Annotated in this window: 27 protein-coding genes; 21 read left to right on the top strand and 6 right to left on the bottom strand. The window is 50.6% G+C overall.

Annotated features, from left to right (window positions below; all coding sequences use genetic code 11):
• Positions 1-82: 82 nt before the first annotated feature.
• The 6 genes from FS373_RS18525 to FS373_RS18500 all read right to left on the bottom strand — a co-directional run bounded on the left by FS373_RS18525 (position 83) and on the right by FS373_RS18500 (position 3,979).
• Positions 83-949 carry a HEPN domain-containing protein gene (locus FS373_RS18525; protein WP_152830191.1) on the bottom strand — a complete coding sequence of 289 codons (867 nt, stop codon included), beginning with the start codon at positions 947-949 and terminating at the stop codon, positions 83-85.
• Between the two features lie 68 nt (positions 950-1,017).
• A complete protein-coding gene (locus tag FS373_RS18520) occupies positions 1,018-1,212 on the bottom strand; it encodes a hypothetical protein (protein ID WP_152830189.1) in 195 nt (64 codons plus the stop codon).
• Positions 1,213-1,491: 279 nt separating this feature from the next.
• On the bottom strand, positions 1,492-2,541 hold the full coding sequence (locus tag FS373_RS18515) for a PDDEXK nuclease domain-containing protein (RefSeq protein WP_152830187.1): 1,050 nt from the start codon (positions 2,539-2,541) through the stop codon (positions 1,492-1,494).
• A 293-nt stretch (positions 2,542-2,834) separates the two neighbouring features.
• Positions 2,835-3,119, bottom strand: a complete 285-nt coding sequence (locus FS373_RS18510) for a hypothetical protein (protein WP_152830185.1) — start codon at positions 3,117-3,119, stop codon at positions 2,835-2,837.
• Between the two features lie 57 nt (positions 3,120-3,176).
• Positions 3,177-3,503, bottom strand: coding sequence for a restriction endonuclease subunit S (locus FS373_RS18505; protein WP_322619531.1), 327 nt, complete (start codon positions 3,501-3,503; stop codon positions 3,177-3,179).
• Between the two features lie 14 nt (positions 3,504-3,517).
• Positions 3,518-3,979 carry a helix-turn-helix domain-containing protein gene (locus FS373_RS18500; RefSeq protein WP_152830182.1) on the bottom strand — a complete coding sequence of 154 codons (462 nt, stop codon included), beginning with the start codon at positions 3,977-3,979 and terminating at the stop codon, positions 3,518-3,520.
• A 431-nt stretch (positions 3,980-4,410) separates the two neighbouring features.
• Between FS373_RS18500 and FS373_RS18495 the strand changes: the two genes are divergently transcribed.
• From FS373_RS18495 to traD, 21 genes are all read left to right on the top strand, one after another.
• Positions 4,411-4,803: a hypothetical protein gene (locus FS373_RS18495; RefSeq protein WP_144044834.1), complete on the top strand. Its 393-nt coding sequence runs from the start codon at positions 4,411-4,413 to the stop codon at positions 4,801-4,803.
• Positions 4,803-5,105 carry a type IV conjugative transfer system protein TraL gene (gene traL, locus FS373_RS18490; protein WP_152830180.1) on the top strand — a complete coding sequence of 101 codons (303 nt, stop codon included), beginning with the start codon at positions 4,803-4,805 and terminating at the stop codon, positions 5,103-5,105. Before FS373_RS18495 ends, traL begins: the two co-directional genes overlap by 1 nt.
• A gap of 45 nt (positions 5,106-5,150) precedes the next feature.
• Positions 5,151-5,717 carry a type IV conjugative transfer system protein TraE gene (gene traE, locus FS373_RS18485; protein ID WP_144048799.1) on the top strand — a complete coding sequence of 189 codons (567 nt, stop codon included), beginning with the start codon at positions 5,151-5,153 and terminating at the stop codon, positions 5,715-5,717.
• A gap of 65 nt (positions 5,718-5,782) precedes the next feature.
• Positions 5,783-6,592 (top strand): type-F conjugative transfer system secretin TraK, encoded by an 810-nt coding sequence (traK, locus tag FS373_RS18480; protein ID WP_152830318.1) that lies wholly within the window; start codon positions 5,783-5,785, stop codon positions 6,590-6,592.
• Positions 6,589-8,169, top strand: a complete 1,581-nt coding sequence (locus FS373_RS18475) for a TrbI/VirB10 family protein (protein ID WP_152830178.1) — start codon at positions 6,589-6,591, stop codon at positions 8,167-8,169. The genes traK and FS373_RS18475 overlap by 4 nt, the downstream gene beginning before the upstream one ends.
• A gap of 93 nt (positions 8,170-8,262) precedes the next feature.
• The gene (gene traV, locus FS373_RS18470) at positions 8,263-8,712 is read left to right on the top strand and encodes a type IV conjugative transfer system lipoprotein TraV (protein WP_194165902.1); all 450 of its coding nucleotides are present in this window, start codon (positions 8,263-8,265) and stop codon (positions 8,710-8,712) included.
• Between the two features lie 2 nt (positions 8,713-8,714).
• Positions 8,715-11,351, top strand: coding sequence for a type IV secretion system protein TraC (gene traC / locus FS373_RS18465; RefSeq protein ID WP_152830174.1), 2,637 nt, complete (start codon positions 8,715-8,717; stop codon positions 11,349-11,351).
• On the top strand, positions 11,351-11,761 hold the full coding sequence (locus tag FS373_RS18460) for a TrbI F-type domain-containing protein (RefSeq protein ID WP_144044828.1): 411 nt from the start codon (positions 11,351-11,353) through the stop codon (positions 11,759-11,761). The genes traC and FS373_RS18460 overlap by 1 nt, the downstream gene beginning before the upstream one ends.
• Positions 11,758-12,489, top strand: coding sequence for a type-F conjugative transfer system protein TraW (gene traW / locus FS373_RS18455; RefSeq protein WP_152830172.1), 732 nt, complete (start codon positions 11,758-11,760; stop codon positions 12,487-12,489). The genes FS373_RS18460 and traW overlap by 4 nt, the downstream gene beginning before the upstream one ends.
• A complete protein-coding gene (gene traU, locus FS373_RS18450) occupies positions 12,482-13,498 on the top strand; it encodes a conjugal transfer pilus assembly protein TraU (protein ID WP_144044826.1) in 1,017 nt (338 codons plus the stop codon). The genes traW and traU overlap by 8 nt, the downstream gene beginning before the upstream one ends.
• Before the next feature lie 22 nt (positions 13,499-13,520).
• Positions 13,521-14,336: a type-F conjugative transfer system pilin assembly protein TrbC gene (gene trbC, locus FS373_RS18445; protein WP_227992977.1), complete on the top strand. Its 816-nt coding sequence runs from the start codon at positions 13,521-13,523 to the stop codon at positions 14,334-14,336.
• Positions 14,333-16,096 carry a type-F conjugative transfer system mating-pair stabilization protein TraN gene (gene traN / locus FS373_RS18440; protein WP_152830170.1) on the top strand — a complete coding sequence of 588 codons (1,764 nt, stop codon included), beginning with the start codon at positions 14,333-14,335 and terminating at the stop codon, positions 16,094-16,096. Before trbC ends, traN begins: the two co-directional genes overlap by 4 nt.
• Entirely contained in the window at positions 16,093-16,968 is an 876-nt protein-coding gene (traF, locus tag FS373_RS18435) for a type-F conjugative transfer system pilin assembly protein TraF (protein ID WP_152830161.1), read from the top strand. The genes traN and traF overlap by 4 nt, the downstream gene beginning before the upstream one ends.
• A gap of 50 nt (positions 16,969-17,018) precedes the next feature.
• Positions 17,019-17,522: a type-F conjugative transfer system pilin assembly thiol-disulfide isomerase TrbB gene (gene trbB / locus FS373_RS18430; protein WP_227992975.1), complete on the top strand. Its 504-nt coding sequence runs from the start codon at positions 17,019-17,021 to the stop codon at positions 17,520-17,522.
• A gap of 9 nt (positions 17,523-17,531) precedes the next feature.
• Positions 17,532-17,777: a hypothetical protein gene (locus FS373_RS18425; RefSeq protein WP_152830154.1), complete on the top strand. Its 246-nt coding sequence runs from the start codon at positions 17,532-17,534 to the stop codon at positions 17,775-17,777.
• Complete coding sequence (locus tag FS373_RS18420; protein WP_227992972.1) at positions 17,774-19,171, top strand: conjugal transfer protein TraH; 1,398 nt, start codon at positions 17,774-17,776, stop codon at positions 19,169-19,171. Before FS373_RS18425 ends, FS373_RS18420 begins: the two co-directional genes overlap by 4 nt.
• Positions 19,172-19,173: 2 nt before the next feature.
• Positions 19,174-22,041, top strand: coding sequence for a conjugal transfer mating-pair stabilization protein TraG (gene traG / locus FS373_RS18415; RefSeq protein WP_152830152.1), 2,868 nt, complete (start codon positions 19,174-19,176; stop codon positions 22,039-22,041).
• Between the two features lie 4 nt (positions 22,042-22,045).
• Positions 22,046-22,594, top strand: coding sequence for a hypothetical protein (locus tag FS373_RS18410; RefSeq protein ID WP_152830150.1), 549 nt, complete (start codon positions 22,046-22,048; stop codon positions 22,592-22,594).
• The gene (locus FS373_RS18405) at positions 22,578-22,790 is read left to right on the top strand and encodes a hypothetical protein (protein ID WP_194165892.1); all 213 of its coding nucleotides are present in this window, start codon (positions 22,578-22,580) and stop codon (positions 22,788-22,790) included. The genes FS373_RS18410 and FS373_RS18405 overlap by 17 nt, the downstream gene beginning before the upstream one ends.
• 70 nt (positions 22,791-22,860) lie before the next feature.
• Positions 22,861-23,379 (top strand): hypothetical protein, encoded by a 519-nt coding sequence (locus tag FS373_RS18400; RefSeq protein WP_152830148.1) that lies wholly within the window; start codon positions 22,861-22,863, stop codon positions 23,377-23,379.
• A 9-nt stretch (positions 23,380-23,388) separates the two neighbouring features.
• Complete coding sequence (gene traD / locus FS373_RS18395; protein ID WP_152830146.1) at positions 23,389-25,503, top strand: type IV conjugative transfer system coupling protein TraD; 2,115 nt, start codon at positions 23,389-23,391, stop codon at positions 25,501-25,503.
• Positions 25,504-25,506: the final 3 nt, after the last annotated feature.

Below are 25,506 nucleotides of genomic sequence, written 5' to 3'. Positions count from 1 at the left end.
ACCTTGAAAGAGCCGCACGCCATGAATGGCGACAAAGTGGCGATAGCGCACAGCCATGCTTGAAAGAGGCGTGATTTAACGATTATTCCAGGTAACTGGCGATCTTGGCTTTACACAAACGTTCGGTGAGTGCTTGCAGATATTCCACCCGCGCGCCCAGCCATTCGAGTTCCTCTTTGGTGATGACATAGCTAGGCTTATAGCGGGCATCAACATAGCCTTTTCGCAACAATTTAAAGCGCCAGCGCTCCTCTTCAGTGCCCATCGGGAACACGGTGAGAAACTCCGACTCAATACCAGCCACTCGGCCGCCGAGTTTTTTTAAATCATGGCTATTGGGCTTGTAGCGGGTAAAGACCAGTAAGATGGCACTGTAGAGTTTTTCAGTGACTTGATGCAATAGGAAAGCTGCATTGCTGAGAAAATTTTGGCTCACCATGAATGTATATGTGATAAAAAACTCATCAGCATTTTTCATCCAGTAATCATAATTTTCCTGCGCCAGAAGATGACGTTCCAGTGCCGTCAGCTCTTTGGTTTCATCAAGGGTAAAGTTACCCGTGTAATGCAACATAATGCCTTCACGCTTGATATCAATGTAGAAGTACTGACTGTTGCTAATTCGTCTATTGATGAAGGCAATGTCTTCGGCGATCACGCTAACGGGCGTCCGTTGAATGGGTTTCATCAACGCCTGACTGAGGCGGTCATTCTGTTCTACATGACAGGCTTGTTGACGAGTTTCCATGACCACTAACAAGTCAAAGTCGCTTTGGTAGCGAAACTGCAAGGTATCAGGGTCTAGATCTTCGACCCAGTCGCCGCGGGCATAACTGCCGAACAGAATGATCATCTGCGGCTCAACAAACTGACGAATGGTGGCCACAGCACGTTTTAGCTCATGGATTTTCTGCTCAGGCAGATGATCGAGGGAAGTTTTCATTTTCATGTGGCTAATCGTAATGGATAGCGGCTGGGGGAAACAGGACACGGAAAACTCAACTGTGAATAAAAGGCCTAGATTGATAGCTGGTGAGTTTGTTGGATGAAAACCTCACCGGTATTCTGTACAACAAACTGCTTGGTGAACACGAACATTTGTGTGGTCGCCTTAATCGCATCATGGACACTTTCATCAATCACATCCCCGTCACCAACCTGAGTCACTTCCGCAATCAGAATGCCGTAGAACGCATTTTCGGTTAAACCCACATCCTGTGCGGCTTGCTGTTGGACATTACCGATTCTCCAGTGAGCTCGAAAAAGGGATCTAACTGCGAAATGGCCGGGGCTTCGACTTTGTTGAACTCGTCTTAATTCATAACTGCAGGCTCTACAAACTGCAGGCTCTACTGGTGAAATTGAAACAACGTAAGCGCGAAAAACTAGTGCCTACTCAACATTCTTGTGCTGATATTACTGATACTTAGCGATATAATCAGTCCGTAATTTCTCGCTAATCCTGTAAATATTATCAACAACTCACCTGTATTATTGACCGAGTAACTGTTGACGTTCACGCTCAAGCTCAATACGTAGCTCTTCTTCCGTGGGTAAATAGGCAAGATATTTTGAAGCAAAAAGCTGCTTACCATCTGCCAGTACTGAATACTTGGCAACCGCTTCACTTTTTAGGCTACACAAGATCAAACCGATAGTCGGGTTGTCATCAGGCTCTTTCTTAAGCTGATCGTATATCCGTACATAGGTATCCATTTGGCCAACATCTTGATGACTCAGCTTGCCAATTTTTAGATCCACGAGCAGAAAGCATTTCAGTTTGAAGTTGTAGAACACCAAATCGAGGTAGAAATCTTGATCATCGGTACTGATCCGCTGCTGACGCTCAACAAACGCAAAACCCTTACCTAGCTCTAATAAGAAGTGTTGCAGGTTATCAATCAGCCCTTGCTCTACCTCACTTTCAACTAATGAGTGATGCGGTAAGTTTAAGAAATCGAATATATAGGGGTCGCGCAGATAGTCTTTAGCTGTCACGCTGAGTTCGGTGGTTTTTTGCCTGGCTTCTTGCTCTACAGGCGCTTTGTCTTTGCTGCTCAGCAGTCGCTCATAGTATAGCGACCCGATTTGACGTTCTAACGCACGCGCCGACCACGCTTGATTGATGGATTCTTCCAGATACCACTGCCTTGCTTGAGCATTTTCAAGGCGAATTAATGCCCGATAATGACTCCAACTCAATTCGAGACGCACTGTGTCTCGAATTGGAAAGACTTGATAAAACATGCGCATACGGCGTAAATTGGTTAAGTCAAAACCTTTACCGAACTCAGCCGTTAATTCATCAGCAAGCTGTTGTAGCACTTGCTTACCATACTGGGCACGCTCAGCACCTTGCTGCTCATGCTCAACAATTAAATGGCCCACCTGCCAGTACGTTTGTACCATCGTGCTGTTGACCGTTTGCTGTAACTTCTGACGGCTCTGGCTTAATAACTCCCGCAGTGCAACCAGTAACTGTTTTGATTGCACAGCTTCGATAGGCTTAGCTTGCTGATGTTTATCACTGTTATTACTCATCGTGCCTCCGTTAGCCTAACTGCTGGCTGCAAGCTAATCTCGTTGCAAGAGTTGAAAAACTTACGCTCGCCGCAAAAGTCGGGCTTGACTCGTACCCTACCAGTGAGGAGATCTTGCATCAGAGCTTTCTTGGTGTTTTTTAACGAGTCTAGCTTTTTCTCCAAGGCAGTCGATTTAACAACATTGCTTTTTAAGCATTTAGCAATAATTTACTGCTCTTCCAAAGAAGGTAGAGCAATCAAAATGTTCTTAAATGTTGACTGCTTAATACCTGCTACAGTTGACCCTGTAGACTAAAGCTCAAGTTGCTTTACAAAATACTCACCTTGCATGATAGACATTAAATAATCCGTATCAATAACAGCCCTTTTAGGGCATAGCGCCAATACCCTTTGCCCAATCGCAAATTTATATTTAGGCACTTTAGCAACATGACCTAATGGCGCTTCGGTCGTAATAAATACATCACCGTAGGAGGGCAAGCCTCTAACCATCCAGCCATCATACTTTTCAATAGGAATATACTCTCTAGGCTTTTTATTAATAAATCCTTTCCTAATATTTTTAGCTATCAGCAATGGTACACCGCTTTCACTTTTAGGCGGGCTCTTTCCTCTATAACCAATGACCCTTTCTCAAGTCGTGACAATTGAAACAACTTCCCGACTGATAGGTATTCTGCCGACAAGCGGATCTTTAAATGCAATATGAGGTTTCCCATCCACACCAACACCGCGCGTTAATAGCTCTTGCATCATGGCGGTTTTGAGGTCTTTAAAATTGTCTATTTGCGCTTGTGTCTTTTCAATCACCTCATCAACAGAGGTCAAGATCGCAGCAATCTTTTGTTGTTCTGGGAGTGGTGGATTAAGAACCAATGTATCTTCAATACGAAATAAAGCTAACTTCGATACACCACCTCCAGTCCCTTTAGCTTGGTCGGAATACTCTGCCGCTTCGATAAAAGAATGAACGCTTATTTATTTCTGTTATTTAAAAAAGCCAAAAAGTCCAAGGTCATTGTTTGGCTTTTCCCTGACTTATCATTCAAAACAATCACGGTGACATCAGTTAAGTCATTTAAGTTATCCAATAACACGGCGGTACTGGACTCCGTTATCACGTGACTTTCGCTTAATAGCTCAATACCACTTTGCATGCTGATTTTTAACAGTGCTGCATCGATATTCTTATGCTTGCCTAGATTTTCATCCAATAGTTCACTGACTGATATATCAAAACAAGCCGCTAGCGATGCCACCTTTTTTAATGTCGGGTTAGCTGCCCCGCCGTCGCTTTTCAGGTATGAGCCTATTGTTCGCTGATTAACCTCTCCAAATCGAATCGATTCACGTGCTAAATCAGCCATTTTCCACCCCTTTTTAATCAGCAATAACTCAAGATTAATGGCTAAAACCTGTCTTATATTTTCGGGCATTAAAATAAAACCTTAACATCGCATCAAATAATGCTTGCAGAATCCTTAAAAACCATTATATTTTCCATAACACCAATATAATGGTGGAACGGTAATAGGTCCTTATTTTATATAAAGAAATGATAGCACAACACCTTAGTACTCCTATAGGTGCATCTATAACTGGCTATATATCAACTGTATATAGGTGTAACAAGCTAGATGTGTCGATCATCTCAAGCGATGCCTATAACACCGTGTTTCATCATCGACAGCCCCAACCCATCATTTTTGGGGTTTATAGCACACAAAATAGGCTCTACAGGAAGCAGGTTCGATTGATTAATCGCCTTAACGTTTTGAATTGGCTTCATTAGAGAAAAGTAAAACCGGAATGATTTTTTACCTCACTCGATCTCAACACAGGATCAAACAGTAAGGAAGTGATCAAGATGACAAGCATGACGAAAGAAGAGCGCGAAGCCCTCCGCATTAAAGCCGACCAGGAAATTGTCCGCTTAGGTGCCATGATGCCTCAATGTTATACCCCTGAAAATCGTGACTCGATGTATACACTTATCGTCATTTTTTTACTGTGGGTCTTTCTGATGGCCTGCCTTGTCTATCCAGGATTTGTTTATGCTGCCGATCCGTTTGCCCCTGCTAAAAGTGAAATAGTGGATACCGTCGGCACCGGCTCTACTGCTCAATTTGCCCTACTGGTTATTGGTTTGTGTGCGGCGGGGATCACCGGCTTCTTAACCAAAAACTGGGGCGCCGCCATTGGCGGGTTTGTGGTGGGGATGATTTTCCTCAATGTCTCCCTAAGAGTGGTTGGCCTGTAATGGATAACCCCACCCAATTTTTCAGTATTCCGAAAAAACTCAACAACGTGCCGACCTTGATGGGATTTGCCATGGATGAGTTAGCGCCTGCGCTCTGTGTGTTTGGCGTGTTGTTCCTGATGCACCATGCGCTCATTGGCATGGCGCTGGCCACGCTCTGGTTTATCGGACTGCGCCGATTAAAAAGTCAGTACGGCATCCGCATACTGCGCCTTACGGCCTACTGGTATGCCCCGACTGAGTTTAGCCAAACATTCCTCAAGCGTACGCCCTCAGCGTGTCGCCGTTACTGGCTACGTTAACCGTTTTGCTTAGTGTTCGGGGAAGCGCCCCGTAAGGGAGACCCCATGTTACGCAGTAATAAAATAGACCTGCTCAGTATCACCCAATCACTCAACACCCTGCTGGTTGGTGGCTTTATTGCCGCCATGCTGGTTAACATCATTCTTGCCGCGATTGTGTGGCAATCCTATTTCAATAAAAGCCGCACCTTAGTTCCGCCTGTTATCAGCAAGGCCTTTACCGTTTCAGACGGGCAAGTAGATGAACCCTACCTGCGACAGATGGCGGAGTATTTCGCGTTGCTGAAATTAAACGTCACCCCCGCCTCCGTTGACCATCAATACCCACAACTGAGTCAATACCTCTGCGAAGACAGTTGGCATGTGATGCAACCGCTACTGAGCAGTGATGCTGACATGATTAAACGTCAAAACATCAGCAGTCATTTCACCCTTAACCGCACTCAGGTCGCGCTGGATGAACAGTTGATCAAGCTCACCGGCGTATTGAGTAAATATGTCGGCAAGCGGGCACTGGAGCCTGAAACGGTGAGCTACGTCATCGCCACGCGGTACGACCACGGCCAACTGTGTCTGTTAACCATGAAAAAATCCCTCAAGGAGGTCACATGAGACGATTAACCTTCAAGCCCGGCATCGCAGCAAGGGGAATGCGCGCCTGGTGTATGGCATTTCCTATGACACTCTTTTTTACACTCTCGCTTGCGCTCTCGATGACACTATCAGGCCATGCATTGGCACAAAACACGCCACCGACCCAGTACCACTTCAATGACAGTGAGACCGTGCCCGTGGTGCTCTCCAGTGTCGACATCAATCGACTGGTGGTCAAAGATGACAAAATCACCTCGATAGACTGCCCCGAAGGGTTTTGCGTGGTGACGGGCACCAAGACCGATAACTCAGGCGCCGCACGGATGAGCCTCAATCTGGCCGCGCCTTTTACGGCCTATATCTCTACCGCAAAGGGCCGTCACTTTGGGCTATTCATCACCCCTAAAGCCAAACCTGCGGTCACCTCCATCTTTACCGCCAACCCAAACGCCCAGACGCACCCGTCTGCCTTTGATAAAGACAGTCCCTATACCAGCATGATGAGTGAGTTCATCGCGCAGATGATGCATTACCTCGCAACCGGCGCGCAGATTAACGGCTATCAGGTGCATCTCATCGATAACACCCAAGAGGCACTGAAACAAGCGCTGAACCGTCGCAGCCATAAAGGATTTGCGCATCGTTCTGTCAGCACCGAAGATCCGTTGCCCACTCCGACGGGACTCACCACCGAGCCCGCCATGGTGTTCACTGGCAAGCATTTCAACGGCATCATTTACCGGCTCACCAATCATTCACCCCACGTGATGCCCCTCACTACTGCCCAGTTCTATTCAGCCACCGTACGCGCGGCGGCCTTGTCCACTCCCAGCCTGAATTCACAACAGGTAGGTCACCTCTTCGTGGTGTCTGGCGGGGAGGCCATGCAATGAGATCCCTTATCGATTATTTCAAAAAAGACCCGCAAGGCGATTTTGACCAAGGCCAGGCCCTCAATGAAGCCAACGGTCAGCGCAACTGGATAATACTGACGATATTGGTCACCCTGGCGGGAGGCATATATTTTGCCACTGACTATTACATGGGAAGTGATGCCGAGCCCTTGGGTGAACCTGCGGCCATCGATTTTGGTGCTGTCATCGATAATGATTTTACCGAAAAGGACAATCAATCCGCCCTTACCGCGCAGCAGAACGCGCTCGATGCCCAGCAGCGCACCCTTGATAAACTGGTGAAAACCATTGAAAACATAGAGCGCAATAACCACACCGCCACTCTCGACTTGAAGCGCAAGCTTGGGCGTTTTCAGCAGGGAGTGACCGACAAGATTGACCACCAGCTAGACACGGCCACCGCCTCATTGCTCAATGAGTCTGGCAGTTCAGCTGCAAGCAGGAGTGGAGTCAATCATGACGTCGATCCACTGGGACTGGGCAGCCCTCAAGGGCTCCCCCGTAACGGCAACAATCAACACTCCAATGTCTCAGGCCAGTACACCCTCCCCCCAAGACCCGTCGCAGGCCGTTACGATTCAAGTAATGCCGCCTATCAAGGCAGTAGCATCACGCCGCCCGCGACACAAAACGGCATTGATTCTTTCACCCTCAGTTGGCAAAGCCCAGAGCTAAACCTGCCACAAAAACGCACCACCGATAACTATGTGCCTGCGGGGACATTTGTCACCGCAGTCATTACCGGTGGCGCCGATGCCAACGCCGGCGTGAACGGCCAAGGCGATACCGTGCCCATGGTGTTTCAAACGCTTAATGCAGGCATCCTGCCTAACGGTAAACCCTCCAGGCTCACTAACTGCACCATCATCGGCGCCGTGTACGGTGAGATATCCTCCAGTCGTGGCATTGTCAGGACCCAGCGCCTCAGTTGCATTTTTGATGATGACATTATCGATATCCCCGTTGAAGGCACGGTGTTTAACTTTGGCCGCAATGGTATTCGTGGCACCACCATCATGAAAAACGGCAAGATTGTGAAGATGGCGGGGGTGTCAGGCATTTTAACGGGGATCGGTGAAACCGGCAAAGCGCTCAGCGAAACCACCTCAACCTCGCCGCTGGGGTCAACCACCACCCTGAGTGGCGGCGATGCCCTGCTCAACCTGGCAGGCTCTGCAAGTGCCAGTGTCGGCAGCAAACTGGCTGACTATTACATCAAGCTTGCTGAGCAATACCACCCGATTATTGAGCTCAATCCGGGCAACACCGTCAATATCGTGTTCCTCAAAGGCTTTCCGCTGGATCCCGTGGGGATAAGTGAATACGAAGAGGCGCTCGCCAATCAAACCCAAACGCCGCTGTCCAGTACGGCGCAAATTCTCAATACCATCAGCAATCCACTGTTCGAGCGAATGCCCGATGACATTGCGCCACGGGCCGCGAACACACCGAATACACCGAGTTCATCGGCAACTCAGTTACTCACACCACCGCAGCGTTATCACCAGCAAGGGCAACGCATTCCGGTGAATTCACCGTTTGGTCGCACACAGTAGCGGTTGAGCGAAACGCCGCCCCTATTGACGATAGTTAAGGAGTTTATTTTGAATATTGATTTAACAGTCACCTCACGGCGTTCATGGATTGTCATGGCCATTATCACTGCCATTATCACTGCCAGCCTCACGGGCTGCGCAGCGGGGCTCGATGGCGATTACGCCTGCGATAAAGTCGGCGGGATCAACGGCTGTACCGACATGATGGAAGTGAGACACCTCACGGACACGGGGGGGTTCAATCACCCCCAAGCCACCAGCCCAGCGGTGCAGGCGTTCAGCATTGCGCAACGCGCTCAGCCATCGATGGCTGTCAGGTTATCCGGCGGTGCGAGGTTACCCGTCGACGCGATGGATTTTATTCCCCTGCCTCGCCGCGACCGACACGGATTTCCTCTGCGCACCTCAGACTCCGTGCAGAAGATCACCATTTTTCCGTTCATCAATGCACACGGCGATTACGTCGACACCACCGATGTGTACATCGTACTCGATAAAAGCCGCTGGACAGGGCGTCCCGTGCAATACATCAGAGGGGATTAACCATGCGCGATATCAACACCGAACTGTCAGGACTGTTTGCGTCCAGCCAGCACACTCATAATCACCTGCATCACGAATTGCCGTACCGGTGCTTTGATGAGGAAGAGCAGGTATTTGATAATGCTCACTCGCGCGGGTTCGGCTTTTCCCTGTCACTGTTCAGTGGGGCCAATGATGATCTCATCACGGCACTCAATGCCATCGTCTGTACCTTGCCAGAGGGCGACAAGTGGAATTATCAGTTTGTCATGGTCGGTAACAATCAGATCGGTGAGCTCATTGAGCAAAACCAGGCGCTGCTCAGTGGCCGTCATGCCATTTGCGATAAGTTTGCCTTTAACGAGGCGATTTACGCTAAGCACAGTGCCAAGCATGGCTTTGGTACCAAGCTCAGTCGGGCTTATCACTATGATATTAAGCACAGTAAAGCCTGGCTGTTTGTCTCCACCACGCAAGACAGGACGGCCTTGATCGATATGCGCCTGGGACTGGAGTCAGAGCTCGCCCAAACCGGGATGTACATTGAGCGGTTATCGGCTGCGGCGCTCATTGCGCATTGCCGTGAACACCTCAACTTTAATCACCGTCAGGACCGCCCTGTCGCGGCCACCTATAACGAGTATCAGCCACTTAATACGCAAATACTCAGTCCGGACAGTGAGTTCATCGTTAACCGGGACGGGATCAATATCCGTCACACGCCCATCGCAGACAATGAGCCAGATGATGTGCCAGTACTGACGACCTTAGTCAGTTTAGGGCTTAAACGTCTGCCGAATGATTTCAGGCTGTACGCGTTCCCTAATTGCCTTGCCTCCATGACCACCACCATGAACAGCTTGCAGTGCCCGCACCGCATTAGCGTCAGCTTCTTTATCAATAAGACCGGTGAGCAAGTCACCCGCAATGACAGCAAGATAAGCTCACTCACCAAAACGGTGAGTTCACCGATGCGATTGCTTATTCCTGGCGCGGCGGATGAGTTGGCCGAGCGCAAGCAATTACAAACGGGCTTAGGGGATGGCGACTTTACCATCTGCACCATGACGATGAACGTCACCCTTTACACCACAGAAGCCAACCAGCGTAATGACACGGCGAAGGCAATATCGACGTTTCGCAGTGCCGGTCTTGAGCTGATTAAAGCCAACATGCTACAAGGACTGTGCGCCCTGTCGACCTTGCCGTTCTGCATGAGTGAGGGTTTTATGAAGGACAGCACCCACGCCGGGCTGACCTTCATGATGAAGACCTCAAACTTAGTCAACTTTTTGCCCGTGGTAGCTGACTATAAACGCCTGTCAGGTGGATTACTGCTGCCGACAATGCGCCACCAAATCAGTTTCTTCGACCCGTTCCACTGTGGCAGTGACAACTACAACATGGCCATCACCGGCGGCTCAGGCGCGGGGAAATCTTTCTTCACCCAAGCGTTAGTGAAATCCATTTTTGCCCGAGGCGGTAAAGTGTGGATCTTAGATAAAGGTGAGAGCTATAAGAAACTCACCCAGACGCTCGGCGGCGTCTATCTTGACCATACCCAAATCCACCTCAATCCCTTTACCCATCTGGGCAAAATACAACAAGTGCGCGATGCGGGTACCTTCGGCGACATTGTCAATGAACAAGGTGAAACGATCGATCCCATCACCGAAGTGCTGGGCAACATCACCGCCCTGATTGCCACCATGGCCTCCCCCGATGAAAAGCTGAACGGGTTTCAAAGCGCCATCCTCGGCGATGCGATTTTAATTGCCTGGCAACTCAAGGGCAATCTTGCGCTGATTGATGACGTGCAGCAGGCCTTGTATGACATCGCCCACCACAAAAATGATGACAGGCGCATCAGTGATATCGCCGCCCAGCTCAATAAATACTGCATTGAGGGGATCCACGGCGCCATCTTCAATAAGCCGTCACAGCTCGACCCCAATATCGACATTACCACGCTGGAGTTGGATGGATTTAAAGGTGAGCTGCAACGACCAGTGGTGTTTGCGCTCATGGTGGCCATCAATCAACAGATGTTCCTCTCAGGCCAACGCGCCATTCCGAAGGTGTGCATCATCGAGGAAGCCTGGTCATTAATGAGCGGGGCCAATGCGCAAAGCAAAGACTTCATTAACGAAGGCTACCGCACCGCGCGTAAGTTTGGCGGCAGTTTTGCCACCGTCACCCAGGGCATTAACGATTTCTTTGCCAACGCGGAAGCGGAGGCGGCGCTGAACAGCTCAGACATTCAGATCACCCTGCGTCAAGGCGACGGCTTGAGTGACTTTTTAGCCACTCACCCGGATCACTTTACCCCGTTCGAGCAAAAAATGATTAAGTCATTCCCGCGCGCCAATGATGCCGGCCACTCGTGTGTGATGCTCAAAGCCGGTGGCACGGTGTCGTTTCATCGCGTGTTTGCCGATCCCTGGTCGCGCGCCATGCTCTCCACTGAGCCTAACGAATTTGAGTATTGCGAAACTCTCATCAAACGCGGCATGTCCCTGCTGGATGCCATTGAGCACACCGCACTGCATTTCTATCCCAAAGAGATGCAACGCTTTGATGCCATCATCGAGGCGGCAAAACCACAGCGCTGCCATGCTGACGTCGAACCCGATCCAGACTCCGCTCCGGAGGCCGCATAATGTCCACTCCTCTGTTCACGCACACCACATTACCGCTCACGCTCTTCGCCTTGATGATCGGTATTAATGCAGCATTCACCGTCCAGCGATTGCTCGACAAGGAAATTGTCGAGTTCGACATGAACCACACCATCACAACTTTTGAGCAAGACATCGCCAAAAGCCACTTGAGTGATGCAAAGCGTGAGGTTGAGATCCAGCGTTTTACCCGCACGCTGGATAATGTTGTCAAGCAGTACGCTCTGGATAACAAGGTCACCATCTTGGTCAGTCCGGCGATTGTCAGTGGCGCCAGAGATGTGACAGCCAACATACAGCACGCGTTACTCGATGCACTGCACGCACAAAATGAGGCAAAACAAACAAGCCAGATCACCGACATCGATTCGATAGACGGGAGTGATGAATGAACACCTTCCGGGCCGTACTTCTCACCCTGTCATTGGGGTTGATCCCAGGTGCACAGGCTAAAGATTTGGGCGTGGTTGGCCAGGTGTTTCCCATCACTGAGATCGACATGCTGCAATGGATAGCGCAGCGCCTGAAAACCTTGGAGCAGACAGGCGAGCTCGCTAGCATGCAGCAGCAATTTAAAGACACGGTGAAAGCCAGCGTCAGGCGCCCCCGCCCTGTGGGACTTGTCACCACCACCTCCCCGGAGGTGTTCAGCGTGGATCCCACCTTGACCCTCTCCAGTGATATTACCGGCACTGACGGTAAGCTTATTTATCCGAAAGGGATGCAGATCAACCCGTTTGACCCCGCCACCTGGCCTGCCATGGCGCGCGCCGCTAAGGCGCAATTCCAATTCAATAAAATCTTGGTGTTTTTTAATGGTGATGATGTGCAGCAGCGCCTGTGGGCACAGGAGTACCAACGTCAGCACGCGGCTGGCCATGAGACCAATGAGAGTAATAAGACCATCAAATGGATCCTCACTGGCGGTGAGCCTGAAACCACCCACCAGCAGCTCAGCGCGCGCATTTACTTTGACCAGCAAGGCAACCTGAGCCGCAAGCTCACCCTGAAGCGGGTGCCGTCAGTAGTGAAGCAGGTAGGAGTCCAATGGCAAATACAAGAAATCGACGTATCGCACTACCCAAATTTCATCGACGCCGAGGCGCAACCTCATGAGTAGCCCGCAATCCTTAGGGTGTTTACTCGCGGCGGTGTGTCTGTTGAGTGTGCCCTTCAATGCGCGCGCTCAGGGGGCCTCATGTACGGGCACTTTCGTTAATCCCATGACGGATATCTGCTGGTCGTGTATCTTCCCGTTCACCATTGGCCGAGTGCCAATCATTCCCGGCAGCTTGCCCGACACGCGCAACCCGAGCATGCCCATCTCTTACTGCCCGAAGCCACCGCCGGTGTATCTGCAGATTGGGCTCAATATCGGTTACTGGGAGCCCGATACGCTGGTTGATGTGACGAGAGTTCCCTATTGCATGGTGAACATGGGCATGAGTCTGGGCGGCGAGAACCTGCCGCAGATTGGCGGGCGCACCACCCATCGTGACAACGATGCCTCCGATGGCGCGTTTTATCATGGCCACTGGTACAAGTACCCCATCATTTACTGGCTGCAAATCATCCAAAGCGGCGCCTGCATGGCCACCGACAACTTTGATATCGCCTACCTGACTGAAATTGACCCGCTGTGGGATGATGATGAGCTGGCCTTTATTCTCAACCCCGAAGCAATTTTGTTTGGCAATGTCACCTCACAACTGGCCTGCGCCACCGAAGCGATAGCCACTTCCACCAACAACGTGTTGCCGTTTGATGCACTGTTCTGGTGTATGGGCTCGCAAGGCTCCGCCTACCCGCTGACTGGCACCACCAATTATCGCGATACGCCTATTCAGGCGGGCACGCTTATCTTAGAGCGGTTGAACTACAAATTGCACCGCCAAGGCCTGGTGTGGGAGTCCCACGGGGATGATGGCGCGATTTGCTATCAAACCCCGATGCCGATTTTACCCAAATCCCGTTATCGCTATCAGATGACCAATACCATTGCGGATGCCGCGTGGGCGCATCCCTACACCACAACCACGGTGATTTGGGAAAGCGGTCATGACAATCCGGTCTCAGGTGACAACTTCGGCTTTATCAACTTTAAAAAACGCAATTGTGTGTTCCTGTGAGGGTGATGATGAGGGGAAGCCAATGAAACCGAGAGAAATGAAACAGGCTGGGATAAAACAGACTCAAGCCAGGCGAGCCACGATGACTCACCACTTATCCACATTTCCTGTGGATAAGTGGTCAATATTTAAACAAATCAATCCATTAATGGCGATAGGATTGATAGCCTTGAGCTGCTGGCTTTCACCGACCCTCACGGCGCAACCTCAAGCGGCACATGACCAACCTGACACCCTGCAAGCATTGAGTCAGCATGAGCAGCAGGTCCTGCGCCATGCGGCACCGGTAATGGGCATAGACACATTCGGCCTCATGGAAAAAGCCCGCGCCTTTGAAGCCGATACCAAGCGTGCGCTGCACACGGCGCTGTCACCGATATTGGACAAGGCCAGACAAACCAATTCCGCCGCCGATGCGACAGGCATCATGGTGTTTGCCTCCTTGTCGCTTCCCCGCACTTCTCTCACTCAACTGCTGATGCAAAGCGCCGATTTGCAGGTGCCCATCATCATACGTGGCGTACAGCCACAAGGCTTTACCGCCACCCTCAAGCAGATGAATGGCCTGATAAATTACCAGGGCCAAGCCATTAACAGTGGCTTTGCAATAAACCCGCAGTGGTTTAGCCAATTTGGCATTACCCAGGTGCCTGCCTTTGTGGCCATCAAGCCCGGGAGATGTCAGGCCAAACAACCCTGCTTCGCTGATGATTTTGATGTGCTCTACGGCAACGTATCGCTCTATGACGCTCTGACGTTACTCAGCCAGCACGGCAGCGTGGCTGATGTGGCAGCGAATGCATTGGCTCGCCGCGAATTAACCAGGAGGTCTCCATGAGATCCTTACTGTTACTGATGAGCCTGGTGGCGTCATTGCCGCTGATGGCCACGAATACCAATACCGAAACTGACTATCGCAATCAAGTGCAGTGGGCCAAAGACAGCATCAACCACAACCAGCATAAACCGGGTTTCACTGATTTTGATGTGAATGCACTGTGTAAGGACGCCGCCTGTCAACGTGGTGTCGCCAATCCTGAGCAGTCCCGTTACATTAATAATGCATCAGCATTACGTGCGGACGCTCGGGGCGAGGCGAGCAGTAATGCGCACTCTCAAGCGGTAACAGCTTCATTCAATAAAGGACGCCCGACCATTGATGAAAATGATCCGGCCTATCACGCCGCCATCGGTTACCAGAATGATGCTTACAATATCAGTCACGGCATTTCATCCAAGTATCACGATTGTGACAAGGGCTTACGCTGTGATCTCAGCACACAGACTCGCACCTGCACGGTACCCACTCACACACCCGTACCGTGTGAAAGCGTGCTCTACGCCAAACAGGTCCACACCCGCCGACATGACGTCACACTGCCGCCCTTAATAGGCCTGTCGCCTTTAACGGTCCCCTTTTCGAGCCCGAATTCAATCTTCACCACCATCTCCATCACTGGCTCACTGGGGACACAAGGACGCCCAGGCTCACTGCAACTCTTGATAAATGGCGCAGTTTTAGGGCCGATCACACTGACATCAACCGGGCACTGCGCGGGAGGCTATTGTCCCTCTTCCATCAATGCCACTTTCCCTTATCGAGGCGCAGTGGTGCCTTTTGTGCTGTCATTTAACCGACATTATGTCTATGCCAGCCACCTTATCATCACGGTCCACTACACAAAGTCCGTCGTTGAACTCGACTGGAAAAGCCGGTGTGGGACCATCCTGCCTGAGTGTCAGTTATTGACCGAGATCTGCATTGAAGGACCTGACACTCGTGAGATCGGCGGTGTCACCATCACCCGTGATTGCTGGAAAAAACAATACACTTACCAATGTAATACCCCCAACACCTGCGCCGCATTGAGTGAGTGCACGCTCCAATCAACCCGTTGTCACACCCAATTAGGGGGCGTTTGCATCGAAAAACGACAACGACGCCTGTGTGAAACCCGACGTTGCCAGGACGTGGGCTTAGTCTGTGGCGAGGACTCCTTTGCATTAAGTGGCGATTATTACGATCCCTCCGCCACGCAAAGCCCGGATTTTAATCGCGCAGCGGCGGGGTTAGCCGCAATAGGCGAAGCAGGCCAAGACGTTAAAGATAAGGCTAATATCAATGAGAACAGCGCCATTATCTTCAAGGGCGACATCATGCGCTGTTCAATAAAAGCCATCGGGTTAAGCAATTGCTGCCAGGACAGTGGTTGGGGTAATGACATTGGCATCACCACCTGCAGCGAAGAAGAGAAGGCATTAGGCCACGCTAAAGAGGACAAACTCACCATCAGTTTGGGTCAATACTGCGCTGAAAAAGTCTTAGGCCTGTGTATCCGCAAAAAGAAATCCTATTGTGCGTTTAGCAGCAAGCTTGCCCGCATTGTGCAGGAGGAAGGTAAGGCCCAATTAGGGCTCAATTTTGGCAGTGCCAAACATCCTGATTGCCGCGCATTCACCCCCAATCAATTACAACGCATCGACATGAACCAAATGGACTTTTCTGATTTCTATGAGGACTTGCATGACGGCATGGCCCTGCCGAACACCGATGAGATCAAGCGACGACTCCAGCAGACCGTCGGAGGAGACTCATGAGCGTTGGATTGTTCACATTATCCCTTGCGCATTATCGAGCCAGTAAGACCTGTGCAGTTCGCGGCGTGACGTACTCATTCATGGTGGTGGCTACCGCTGTCGTTATTGCAGTCGTGATGGCGGTTGTAATGGTGATGCTGTCTTCGTTGACGCGTGCGGCCTACGCCAGTGATGCCGCGGGCTGGCGCTGGTATAACGAACCCAAGACTGTCATCACACCACCTAAGCAGCAAGAGCTGACAGCGCCCAGTGTAACAGTCACCCGCACCCGCACGCTCAGTCCCACGGAGCAGCTGCGATCGTTTAAAAGATACTTTGATGACACGCTCAATGATGCGGTCATTAACCCGACCAATGCCAACAAGGTAGAGAAATCCATGCGGCTCAATCAATACGTCGCAGAGCAATCTTCCTTGTACGGCATGACATTTAAAAAGGTGCTGCTGGCTAACCCCGCCCTGTCTTACACCAAGAACCATCCGACGGAGCAAGCCGCCAGACGCCCCTATCTATTATTGCAGCGCAGTCAAAAAGTCCGCGCGGTGCGCCGCTTAGCACAGGCTGGTTGGGGATTATTCTTTGTCTATAAAGGCCGTGAGGCCATCGATAAAGCCCTCGCCCCGAGTGTGCAGCAATTCGCCGACCAGCACGGCATTGACCTGCTAGGCGTCACCCTGGATGGGCAAGCGCTGGACAGTATTCACCACACGAGACAAAACCAGCAGCATCTTGCGGTGCCCTTTAGTCCCGCGCTGGTGCTGGTGAATCCCGGCACTGGTGAGATGAAGCCACTGGCTTACGGCTTTATCTCACAAGCTGACTTACTGGGCCGTTTTCTCAATGTGGCGACCGATTTTGCCCCCGACTTTTAACCCGAGTTAACCACCTGGTTCCCTCAATGTTGACGAGCACGAGGAATGACATGATGACACGACGGATGGACACGCGGCGCCGCCGCACCACACTCTTGATGATCACCTTGTTGATGGTCTGGCTGCTACTGCCATTGAGTCGCCCGGCATTGGCGAGTCAAACATTGCCATTCCCCTCGACTGGTGCGCTCTCATCAGCGGCAAACCCGCGTGATTATGCCTTGGTATTCTTCTTTCGCTCAGATTGCCCCTATTGCCACTCGTTTGCCCCAAAACTGCAACAACTGGCAGCGCAGACGGGCAGTTACACCTATGCGTTCTCGCTCGACAATCAAGGTATTCCAGGCTTTGAGGTGCCCATTCCGGTCACGCCTGATATCGCCAGCACCTTCTTTGAACATCCACGCGATGTCACCGTGCCGGCGTCATTTTTGATTAACGTCAACACCCGCAAATTTGTACGCCTGACGGTGGGCGACGTCAGCCAGGCACAGTTGCAGCACAGTTACCTCAACTCACTCAATGACCCAATAGTCATTGCCAGCATGCAATAGGAGACAGAGATGAAAACATTCACGGCGATTTATCACGATTTACCGACGCTGGCTGAGCTTTATCTCGTCATTAACCTATTTCTGATGATGACTGTTTTCAAGTGTGTGCTCACGCCCCTGCTCTGCCTGATAAGCGGCTTACTCTCTCGCCATGTCATGGCCAAAGGTGACGCCCTTAACAGCACTAAAGTCCTGAGTAAAACCACCGTTCAGGCCACAACCAGCGTTAGGCAGTACAAGAGGCACTCAACATGACGCGTTTACCCGAGATGAAGGACGTCCTGCTCTCAGGTGCTATCGCCCTGCCGCTGCTGTTCACGCCCATGGCTCATGCTGCAGGCGTGTCAGGCTCACTCAATGATTTTTTCAACCACTTAGGCTATGGCGCGAATGTCACCCACCCGGCGGCGTTTAAAGGCCAGAGCGCGAACTACTACAGTGGCGGGAACCTATTTGTGCGCAGTCACATTCGGGATGCCCAGCTTGTCAGTGTGCAGATGCCCAGTGTGGCCGCAGGCTGTGGCGGCATCGATATGTTCATGGGCGGGTTCAGTCACATCAACTCCGATGCACTGGTGCAGCAGGGTAAAGCCATTATTGCTAACGCCGTGCCCTTTGCCGTGGACTTAGCTCTGCAAACCTGGGCGCCACAGATAAAACAAATCAAGGACACCTTAACCGCCATTGCGGATAAGTACCTGAATCAATCCATCAACTCCTGCGAAGCGGCGCAAGCGGGTGTATCTGCGCTGGCAGGCTTTGCCGGGGCGGGCAGTCAAAAATACATTTGCGCCACCATGGGCACGCAAAACAATGCGTTTGCCGATTGGGTCGCTGGTCAACAGGCATGCGGCGCCGGGGGCCAGGCCAATAACCAGCTGGCGAATGCCAAAAATGACCCGGCACTGAAAGACATGGTGCGTCACAACGTCAATATCGTCTGGTCGGCGATATTAAAAAACAGCTTTCTTGCCAATGATCCGACCTTGGCCGAGTTTCTCATGTCCATTTCCGGCACGTATATCTATGACGCTAGCGGGAATGCGAGGAGGTACGGCTCACTGCTGACCCATAACAACAACTTAATTAACAGTCTGTTGGCAGGCGGTGAAGCCCAGATATACCGATGCAGCAACCACGCCATAGATCAATGCCTGGCACCGAGCCAAACAACGACCACAATCTCCGCCAATAAAGGCCTGCAATACCGCGTTGAAACCTTGCTCAGGGAGCTGGCCAGTAAGATGCAAAATGATATCTCGCTCACTGATAACGACAAGTCGCTGCTGGAATACACCAGCTTACCGGTGATGACCTTGTTGCGCACCGAGCTTGAAGCTGGACTCGCGCCTCAAACCCACACCTACGCCAAAGTCATCAGCGTGCAGTTTATTACCTTGTACCTGCAAAATATGCTCTCCATTGTCAAAACGTCCATCACTGCCACCAATAATGACCCCAAAGACATCGACCGTATTGAGAGAGACATTATTCATGCGAACCGCTTTTTGGATGGCCTGACCGCCAAAGCGCAAAGCGAAGCCATTGCCGCCCACCAGTTCATCATGCAGAACCAACACATAAGAAAGCAAATCACTGGCGCCATGAGTGCGAAAGCGAAAAGCAACTTAACCTTTGGAGAGCACTAACCATGGCCGTTGAGATCTTTACTTACAGCAACGGGGACGTGGCCGCACAAGTCATGAACGCCATAGCCGTGTTATTTCAGTCTGATAGTTTTGCCAGCATGATGAGTATCTGCGCCTTGTTTGCGATTGTCGCGACCGCCTTTCGATTTTTCATCAAGCGTGATCATAACGACATCATCAAGTGGGCCGCGGTCTTCTTTGCGGTGCCGCTCTTGGCTATTAATACCACCACCGCCGTGCAAATCACCGATTTAGCCGATCCCACCGATCATTATCGTGTCGATAATGTGCCCGCTATCGTGGCCTACCCAGCGTCTTGGTCATCACACTACATGCACGCCGCCACCCAAACCGTGGAAGACATTTTCCATACGCCTAATGATGAGCAGTACAGTAAAACCGGCATGATGTTTGGCGCCAAGCTGTACCGCCTGTCGCGTCAAAGTGAGTTACAACAATCACAGCTCAAAGGGTACTGGCAGCACTACATGAGCAGTTGCATCAGAGGCGACATCTTACTCAATGGCAAATACACCTGGCAGGCGCTGGCCAATGCGCCTGACATTTGGGACTTTTTAGCCTCGCACTCCCCCTCTCCGCTGCGCGCGATACAGATGGGCTATGATGATTATCCCGTCTGTAAAGATGCCTTACCCAGGCTCAAGCGCCTGTTTGAAGCGGATAGCGCCGCCAACCTTAACCTGCTCGGCAGTTGGATTTATGGGCATAAAGCCACCAGCCAGCAGGCATTTTTAAACCGCAGTCTCGCCAACGGCTATCAGCGCTACGCCAACATCAGCAAAAGTGCCGCCCAAATCACCTTACAGAACATGACCATTAACGCCCTGCGTAATGGCCTGGCCGATAACGCCGCCATCAGCAATAACACCGCGGCGGCCTTTAACTATGCGTACACCCAAAACAAGATGCAAACCACCTCCATGTGGGCGGGCATGGCACTGCAAGCCAGAGAGTTTTTGCCCATGTTGCAATCCATTTTGTTTTTACTTTTTAGCTCAGTGGCATTTTTGGTGGCAGCTATCGCGATGATCCCCCAGTTTACCTTTCTGGTACTGGGTAACTACATCAAGGGCTTTATCTATCTCGGCACCTGGCCTGTCATGTTTGCCCTCATCAATTTCATCATGACCACCCGATTGTCACTCAACGCGACCGGTATTGCCGATATCTACCACGGCATTACCTTAAGCAATGTCGATGCGCTGCAAGAGATGCACTCACGTTACGCGGCCATGACCGGCTTTTTGATGATGAGCGTGCCCCTACTCATTGTGCCACTGATCATGAAAGGCGGCGCGGCGGTCATGAGCAGCATGTCCCACCAGTTTGCCGGCATGATGAACAGCGTCAACGCCCGTACCTCAGCCAGTGCCGCCAGCGGCGACATCAACTTAGGTAATGCCCAGGTCGATAACTACAGCTATAACAACACCCACGCCAATAAACTCGATACCGCCGGGCTGAGCCGCACCCATGGGTTTACCCAGCAAGACAGCGACGGTTACAGCACCACCACCTTTGATAGCGGCAAGCAGGTCATTAGCGGCAGTGGCGCGCTCAGTAATGCGCTTCCAGTCAATGTCAGTGGTAATGAGGTGATATCCCACTCACTGTCACAATCGGCCTCGGACAGCACCACTGCCAGCCAGCTATCCGGTGAATCTCTGAGCCAAAGTATGGCAACGGCCAACAGCTCTGCACTCAGCCAGATGAGCGCCACTAACCAGACCAGCAGCTACGGCAGTCAAAGCGCCGTCGGTGACAGTGGCAGCCACAACAAGGGCTTCTCTGACATGAGCAACACAGTGAAAGCCTACGCTGATACCTTCGAAAAATCGGAAGAGGAGGCATTAAGTGAGTTAACCGGCCTCTATGTCGCCAGCGAAGCCGGATTAAAATTAAGCACACCGTTCGGAGGAATGACGGGTTCAAGTGTCTCAGCATCAGCCAGTGCAGGCGCAAAGGGCTCTACCGATGAATCCGATACCACGCGCCTCAGGGAAAGTGAAATGATGAATAAACAAAAAAGTTATCTGGACCAATTCACCAAAAACATCAACACAATTAAGTCCTTTAGTAGCGGTGAGCAAGCCAGTGACACGCACAATAAAACTGACGGGGAAAGTGAGACCTTCCTGCAAAGCATCAGTGATGCCACCACCCATGCCCAAACCCAGCAAGCGCAACTTGCCGAGGCCCAAAGTTACACCGAGGCCGCCAATCGCGTTGAAAGCAGCTCACTTAATATCGGCCATGATCTGACTCAAAATTTTGTGGAGTTTGCAAAGGAAAGTCGTGAAAATGAGGGGTTTGACGATTACGTGGACATCATCAAAGGCACCACCTCTGAGCACGCAGGTATACGCAGTGAACTACTGGAAAGCTTTGGCAACAGCGACGAAGTGAAAGCCATGGCAGAGCAGTACAAAAACGATGCATTGCCGCAAAGCCACGAGGATATCGTCAGAGCCAAACAAGAGCATGCCGATGCAATCGATGAGCGCAAACAGCAAACCCATAATTACCTGCCACCAGAGACTCATCAGGGGGCCAATAACAACGCCGGCCGCACCTCTGAAAGCCTGTATCAGCCAGATGAGAAAACCCGAATTGAAGGCCTTGCATCCCAAGGCGTTCAAGAGATACGAGACGACGTGTTGAAGGAAGAGCGCCAGCACACGCCCTCACACGTACCCACCATCGACAAGGAACAAGCGCGCGCCGACGCAGAGGCTGAACACGCACTCATAAAGCCACAAGCAGGTAAGGATGCAAATGAAGATAAGCAGATGATTGAAACACTTCGAAAATCTCGATCAGCTCATCCAATCAGCACAAAGTGGAAGTAACCTCATGAAAATAACCATCAAACCATTAATATTATTATATTTTATCACTTTAAATGTCTTTGCAGAAAGCACCCTCTTTGGCCTTATTTTAGGTAAATCTACCCTGGAAGACGTCAAACAAACATTGGCTTTACCCGATAGCGAATCACCAAGATCCGGTCCACCTAACTGGATCTATTACACCGTCGAGGGCTCACAGTTTCAAATGGATATATCACCAAAACCAATGAAAATTCACTTGCACTTTGACAATAACCAGATATTAGGTCGCTTGACCCTATGGTGGAAAATAAAAGAATCAGATCAATTGTTTAATGTTTTAGATGAAATGATGAACAATTCTAATTACTCCAAGAAGTCTACCTGCAACTTGAAGCGTGAATGGATTGTGCGCGAAACATGTTATCAAGATGAAGCTACGCAGGTAAACCTTGTCGACACCTCTCTATTTGGGACTAATTTAGATTTTATAAATTTGAAGCATTTGGAGGGGATAAATAAATTCCGCGCCAATCCTCCCAAAAAGGATACGCCCGGTGACCATGACCAATAAACGCGCCAAGCGCAGTCACTACACCCGCGGGGGACAGATATTATTTCATAACCTGCGGATGTTCCTACAAGTTAACGCGGTGCTTATCCGCAGGGCTTGTTATGGGGTGATAGTACTGACTGCGCTGCAGTGTTACGTGTTCATGGACAAAGAGACGCTTTGGAGAGCGACGCATTACTGGTTAACCAGACTGTGAGCTTGATGAAGCCAGACAGCCATGTGGTGCAAACACAATGGCAAACTGTTAATTAACGGGAAACAACATCATGAAAATTATTATCACCACGTTATTGTCACTGTATCTATTAAGCTTTTCTGCTTTCGCGGATACGACGGCGTTTGGCTTAACACTCGGCAAAACTACCGAGACAGAACTGAAAAAAGTATATCGCGCAAAACTCACAGGAGTAAACGAGTACATCAACGGAAACATCTACTCAATACCGGTAAATCAACTTGGCATAGAAGGAGCGAGAAACGCATTTGCCATTTTCGATACTGATTTAACACTGTCTTTTATTAAGATTGAATTTAGAAAATCAAGGTTTGAGGCACTCAACCGGATCCTCAGCAGCAAATACACATTAACAGAGCAAAGCATCCCCATCGTTGGGGATAAATACGCTTTTTACGACCATGAAAATGCAGTCATAGAACTCGTCGCGCCTCACCTTTCAAATACTGCCACTCTTAGCTACATAACCAATGAATACGTTAAGGAGTACCAAACTCTTGAGAATGAAAGACTCAAAAGAAACAAAGCATCTGAATTAGAGAAGCTGTAAGGAGTGCACATGACACCCAAACGTGCCAAGCGCAGTCACTACACCCGCGGGGGACAGATATTATTTCATAACCTGCGGATGTTCATTCAGGTTAACGCGGTGCTTATTCGCTGGACCTGTTATGGAGTGTTATTGCTGACTGCGCTGCAGTGTTACGTGTTCATGGACAAAGAAACCCTTTTGGGCACATATCATTACTGGATTAGCCAGACGGTGAGCCTGATGAAACCGGACAGCCATGTGGTGCAAACACAATGGCAAGGCCGGGTGTACACCAGCACGCTCGGCGAGCAATTGCGTAACCCGACACTGATCGCCGCCAATGCCCGCTTCATGCTGTGGACCCAGATTTACTTCCTCATCAGCGCCTTGATAGGGCTGGGGGGGCTTATCTCAATCATGTGGATATTCAAGAAAAAGGGCGATGAGCAAACCGAAGAGCACTTTATTCGCGGCATGCAAAAAGCCTCCCCCAAAGAATTGGCCAAACAACTCAAAAAGCACGCTAACCAATCGGACTTTGCCCTTGATGGACGGCGTATTTTCAAACTAGGATTTGAAGTGCAGCACCTGCTCATTGATGGCACCACCGGCGCGGGGAAGTCAGTGGCGCTGCGCAAGTTATTAACCTGGATAAGAGCAAGAGGCGATAAAGCGGTTATCTATGATAAAGGCTGTACCTTTGTCAGTAAATTCTATCACCCCGATACCGATGTCCTGCTCAATCCATTTGATGAGCGCTGCGCCTGTTGGGATGTCTGGTGTGATGCCGCCGAGCCATCAGATTTTGAGAATATGGCCAGTGCATTGATCCCGCAGCACGGCGAAGGCGATCCATTTTGGGTGCAATCGGCCCGCACCATCTTCTCCAGCACCGCGTTTAAGATGATGGAAGAAAGCGAGAAAGACCGCACCACAGAGCGCTTACTGGAACTCATGCTCACCTCAGAGCTTGAATCCTTAAGTGAATACCTTAAAGGCACAGAATCAGCCTCCCTGGTGTCAGATAAAATCCAGAAAACCGCCATTTCGATTAAGTCGGTACTGGCCGCGTACATCAAATCCCTGCGTTTCTTAGCCGGGCTGGATGAGAGACACGACAATGGCACGCTCATCAGACCCAAATTTTCAATACGCGACTGGGTAAAAGATGACAATGAAACGGGCTTTCTGTTCTTGTCCAGTAACGCCAAACAACATGCCTCCCTGCGCCCGTTGATCTCGATGTGGCTGTCTATTGCCTCAACCGCCATCTTAGCCCAGGAAGAGAACCCGGACCGCCGTATTTGGGTGATCATGGATGAAGCGCCCAGCCTGCATAAATTACCGGAGCTGGCCGAGACCATTGCCGAAGTGCGCAAATTCGGTGGCTGTTATGTGATAGGCATTCAGTCGTTTGCACAACTGAAAAAAGTCTACGGTCAAAATGCGGCTGCAGAGATGTTCGATCTGCTCAACACCCGCTTGTTTTTCCGCGCCCCGTCGAATGACATGGCCAAAATATCCTCTCAAGATCTGGGCGAGCAGGAAGTGGATATCTCCAAAGAGCAATACAGTTACGGCGCCAATGAGATCAGGGATGGCGTCTCACTGGGACACCAGACCATCACCCGCCCGGTGGTCACCGCCTCTGAGATCATGCAGCTTGAAGATTTACAATTTTGGTTACGCACGCCTGGCAACTACCCGGTAACGCGCATCGATTTAGTCTTCAACAAGATGCGTTCACTGTGCCCGCCTTTCATTAAACGTGAATACACCCCGTCAGACAAAATGACACAACTGGAGTGGCACCTTAACTATCACCAATACAGCGCCGTGCAGTTTTTTGGCGGCAAAACCGATAAAACCACACTGCAAACCCTTCATGACGTGATGTATGAGGGTGATGAACATGATGACGAGCGCAAAGCAGAAGTGATCCGCATGACCGCCCTGGCAGACAAAACCCATGCGGTAGTGAAAGACCTCGCCGATAAAGGTAACGCCACAGGTGATAAGACTAAGGAAAAAGCCGCCGATGCGAAGCAGCAAGCGGCGCTTAACGAGCAACACACTGAGGATGCCCTGCACTTTGAAGAGCAGCAGATCGTCTCAGAAGAAGCTGAAATGAATTTTGAATAAAGC

This window comes from Shewanella sp. YLB-07, assembly GCF_009377275.1.
Note: the sequence above shows the minus strand (reverse complement) of the source record. Positions and strands in the feature narration are given on the sequence as shown.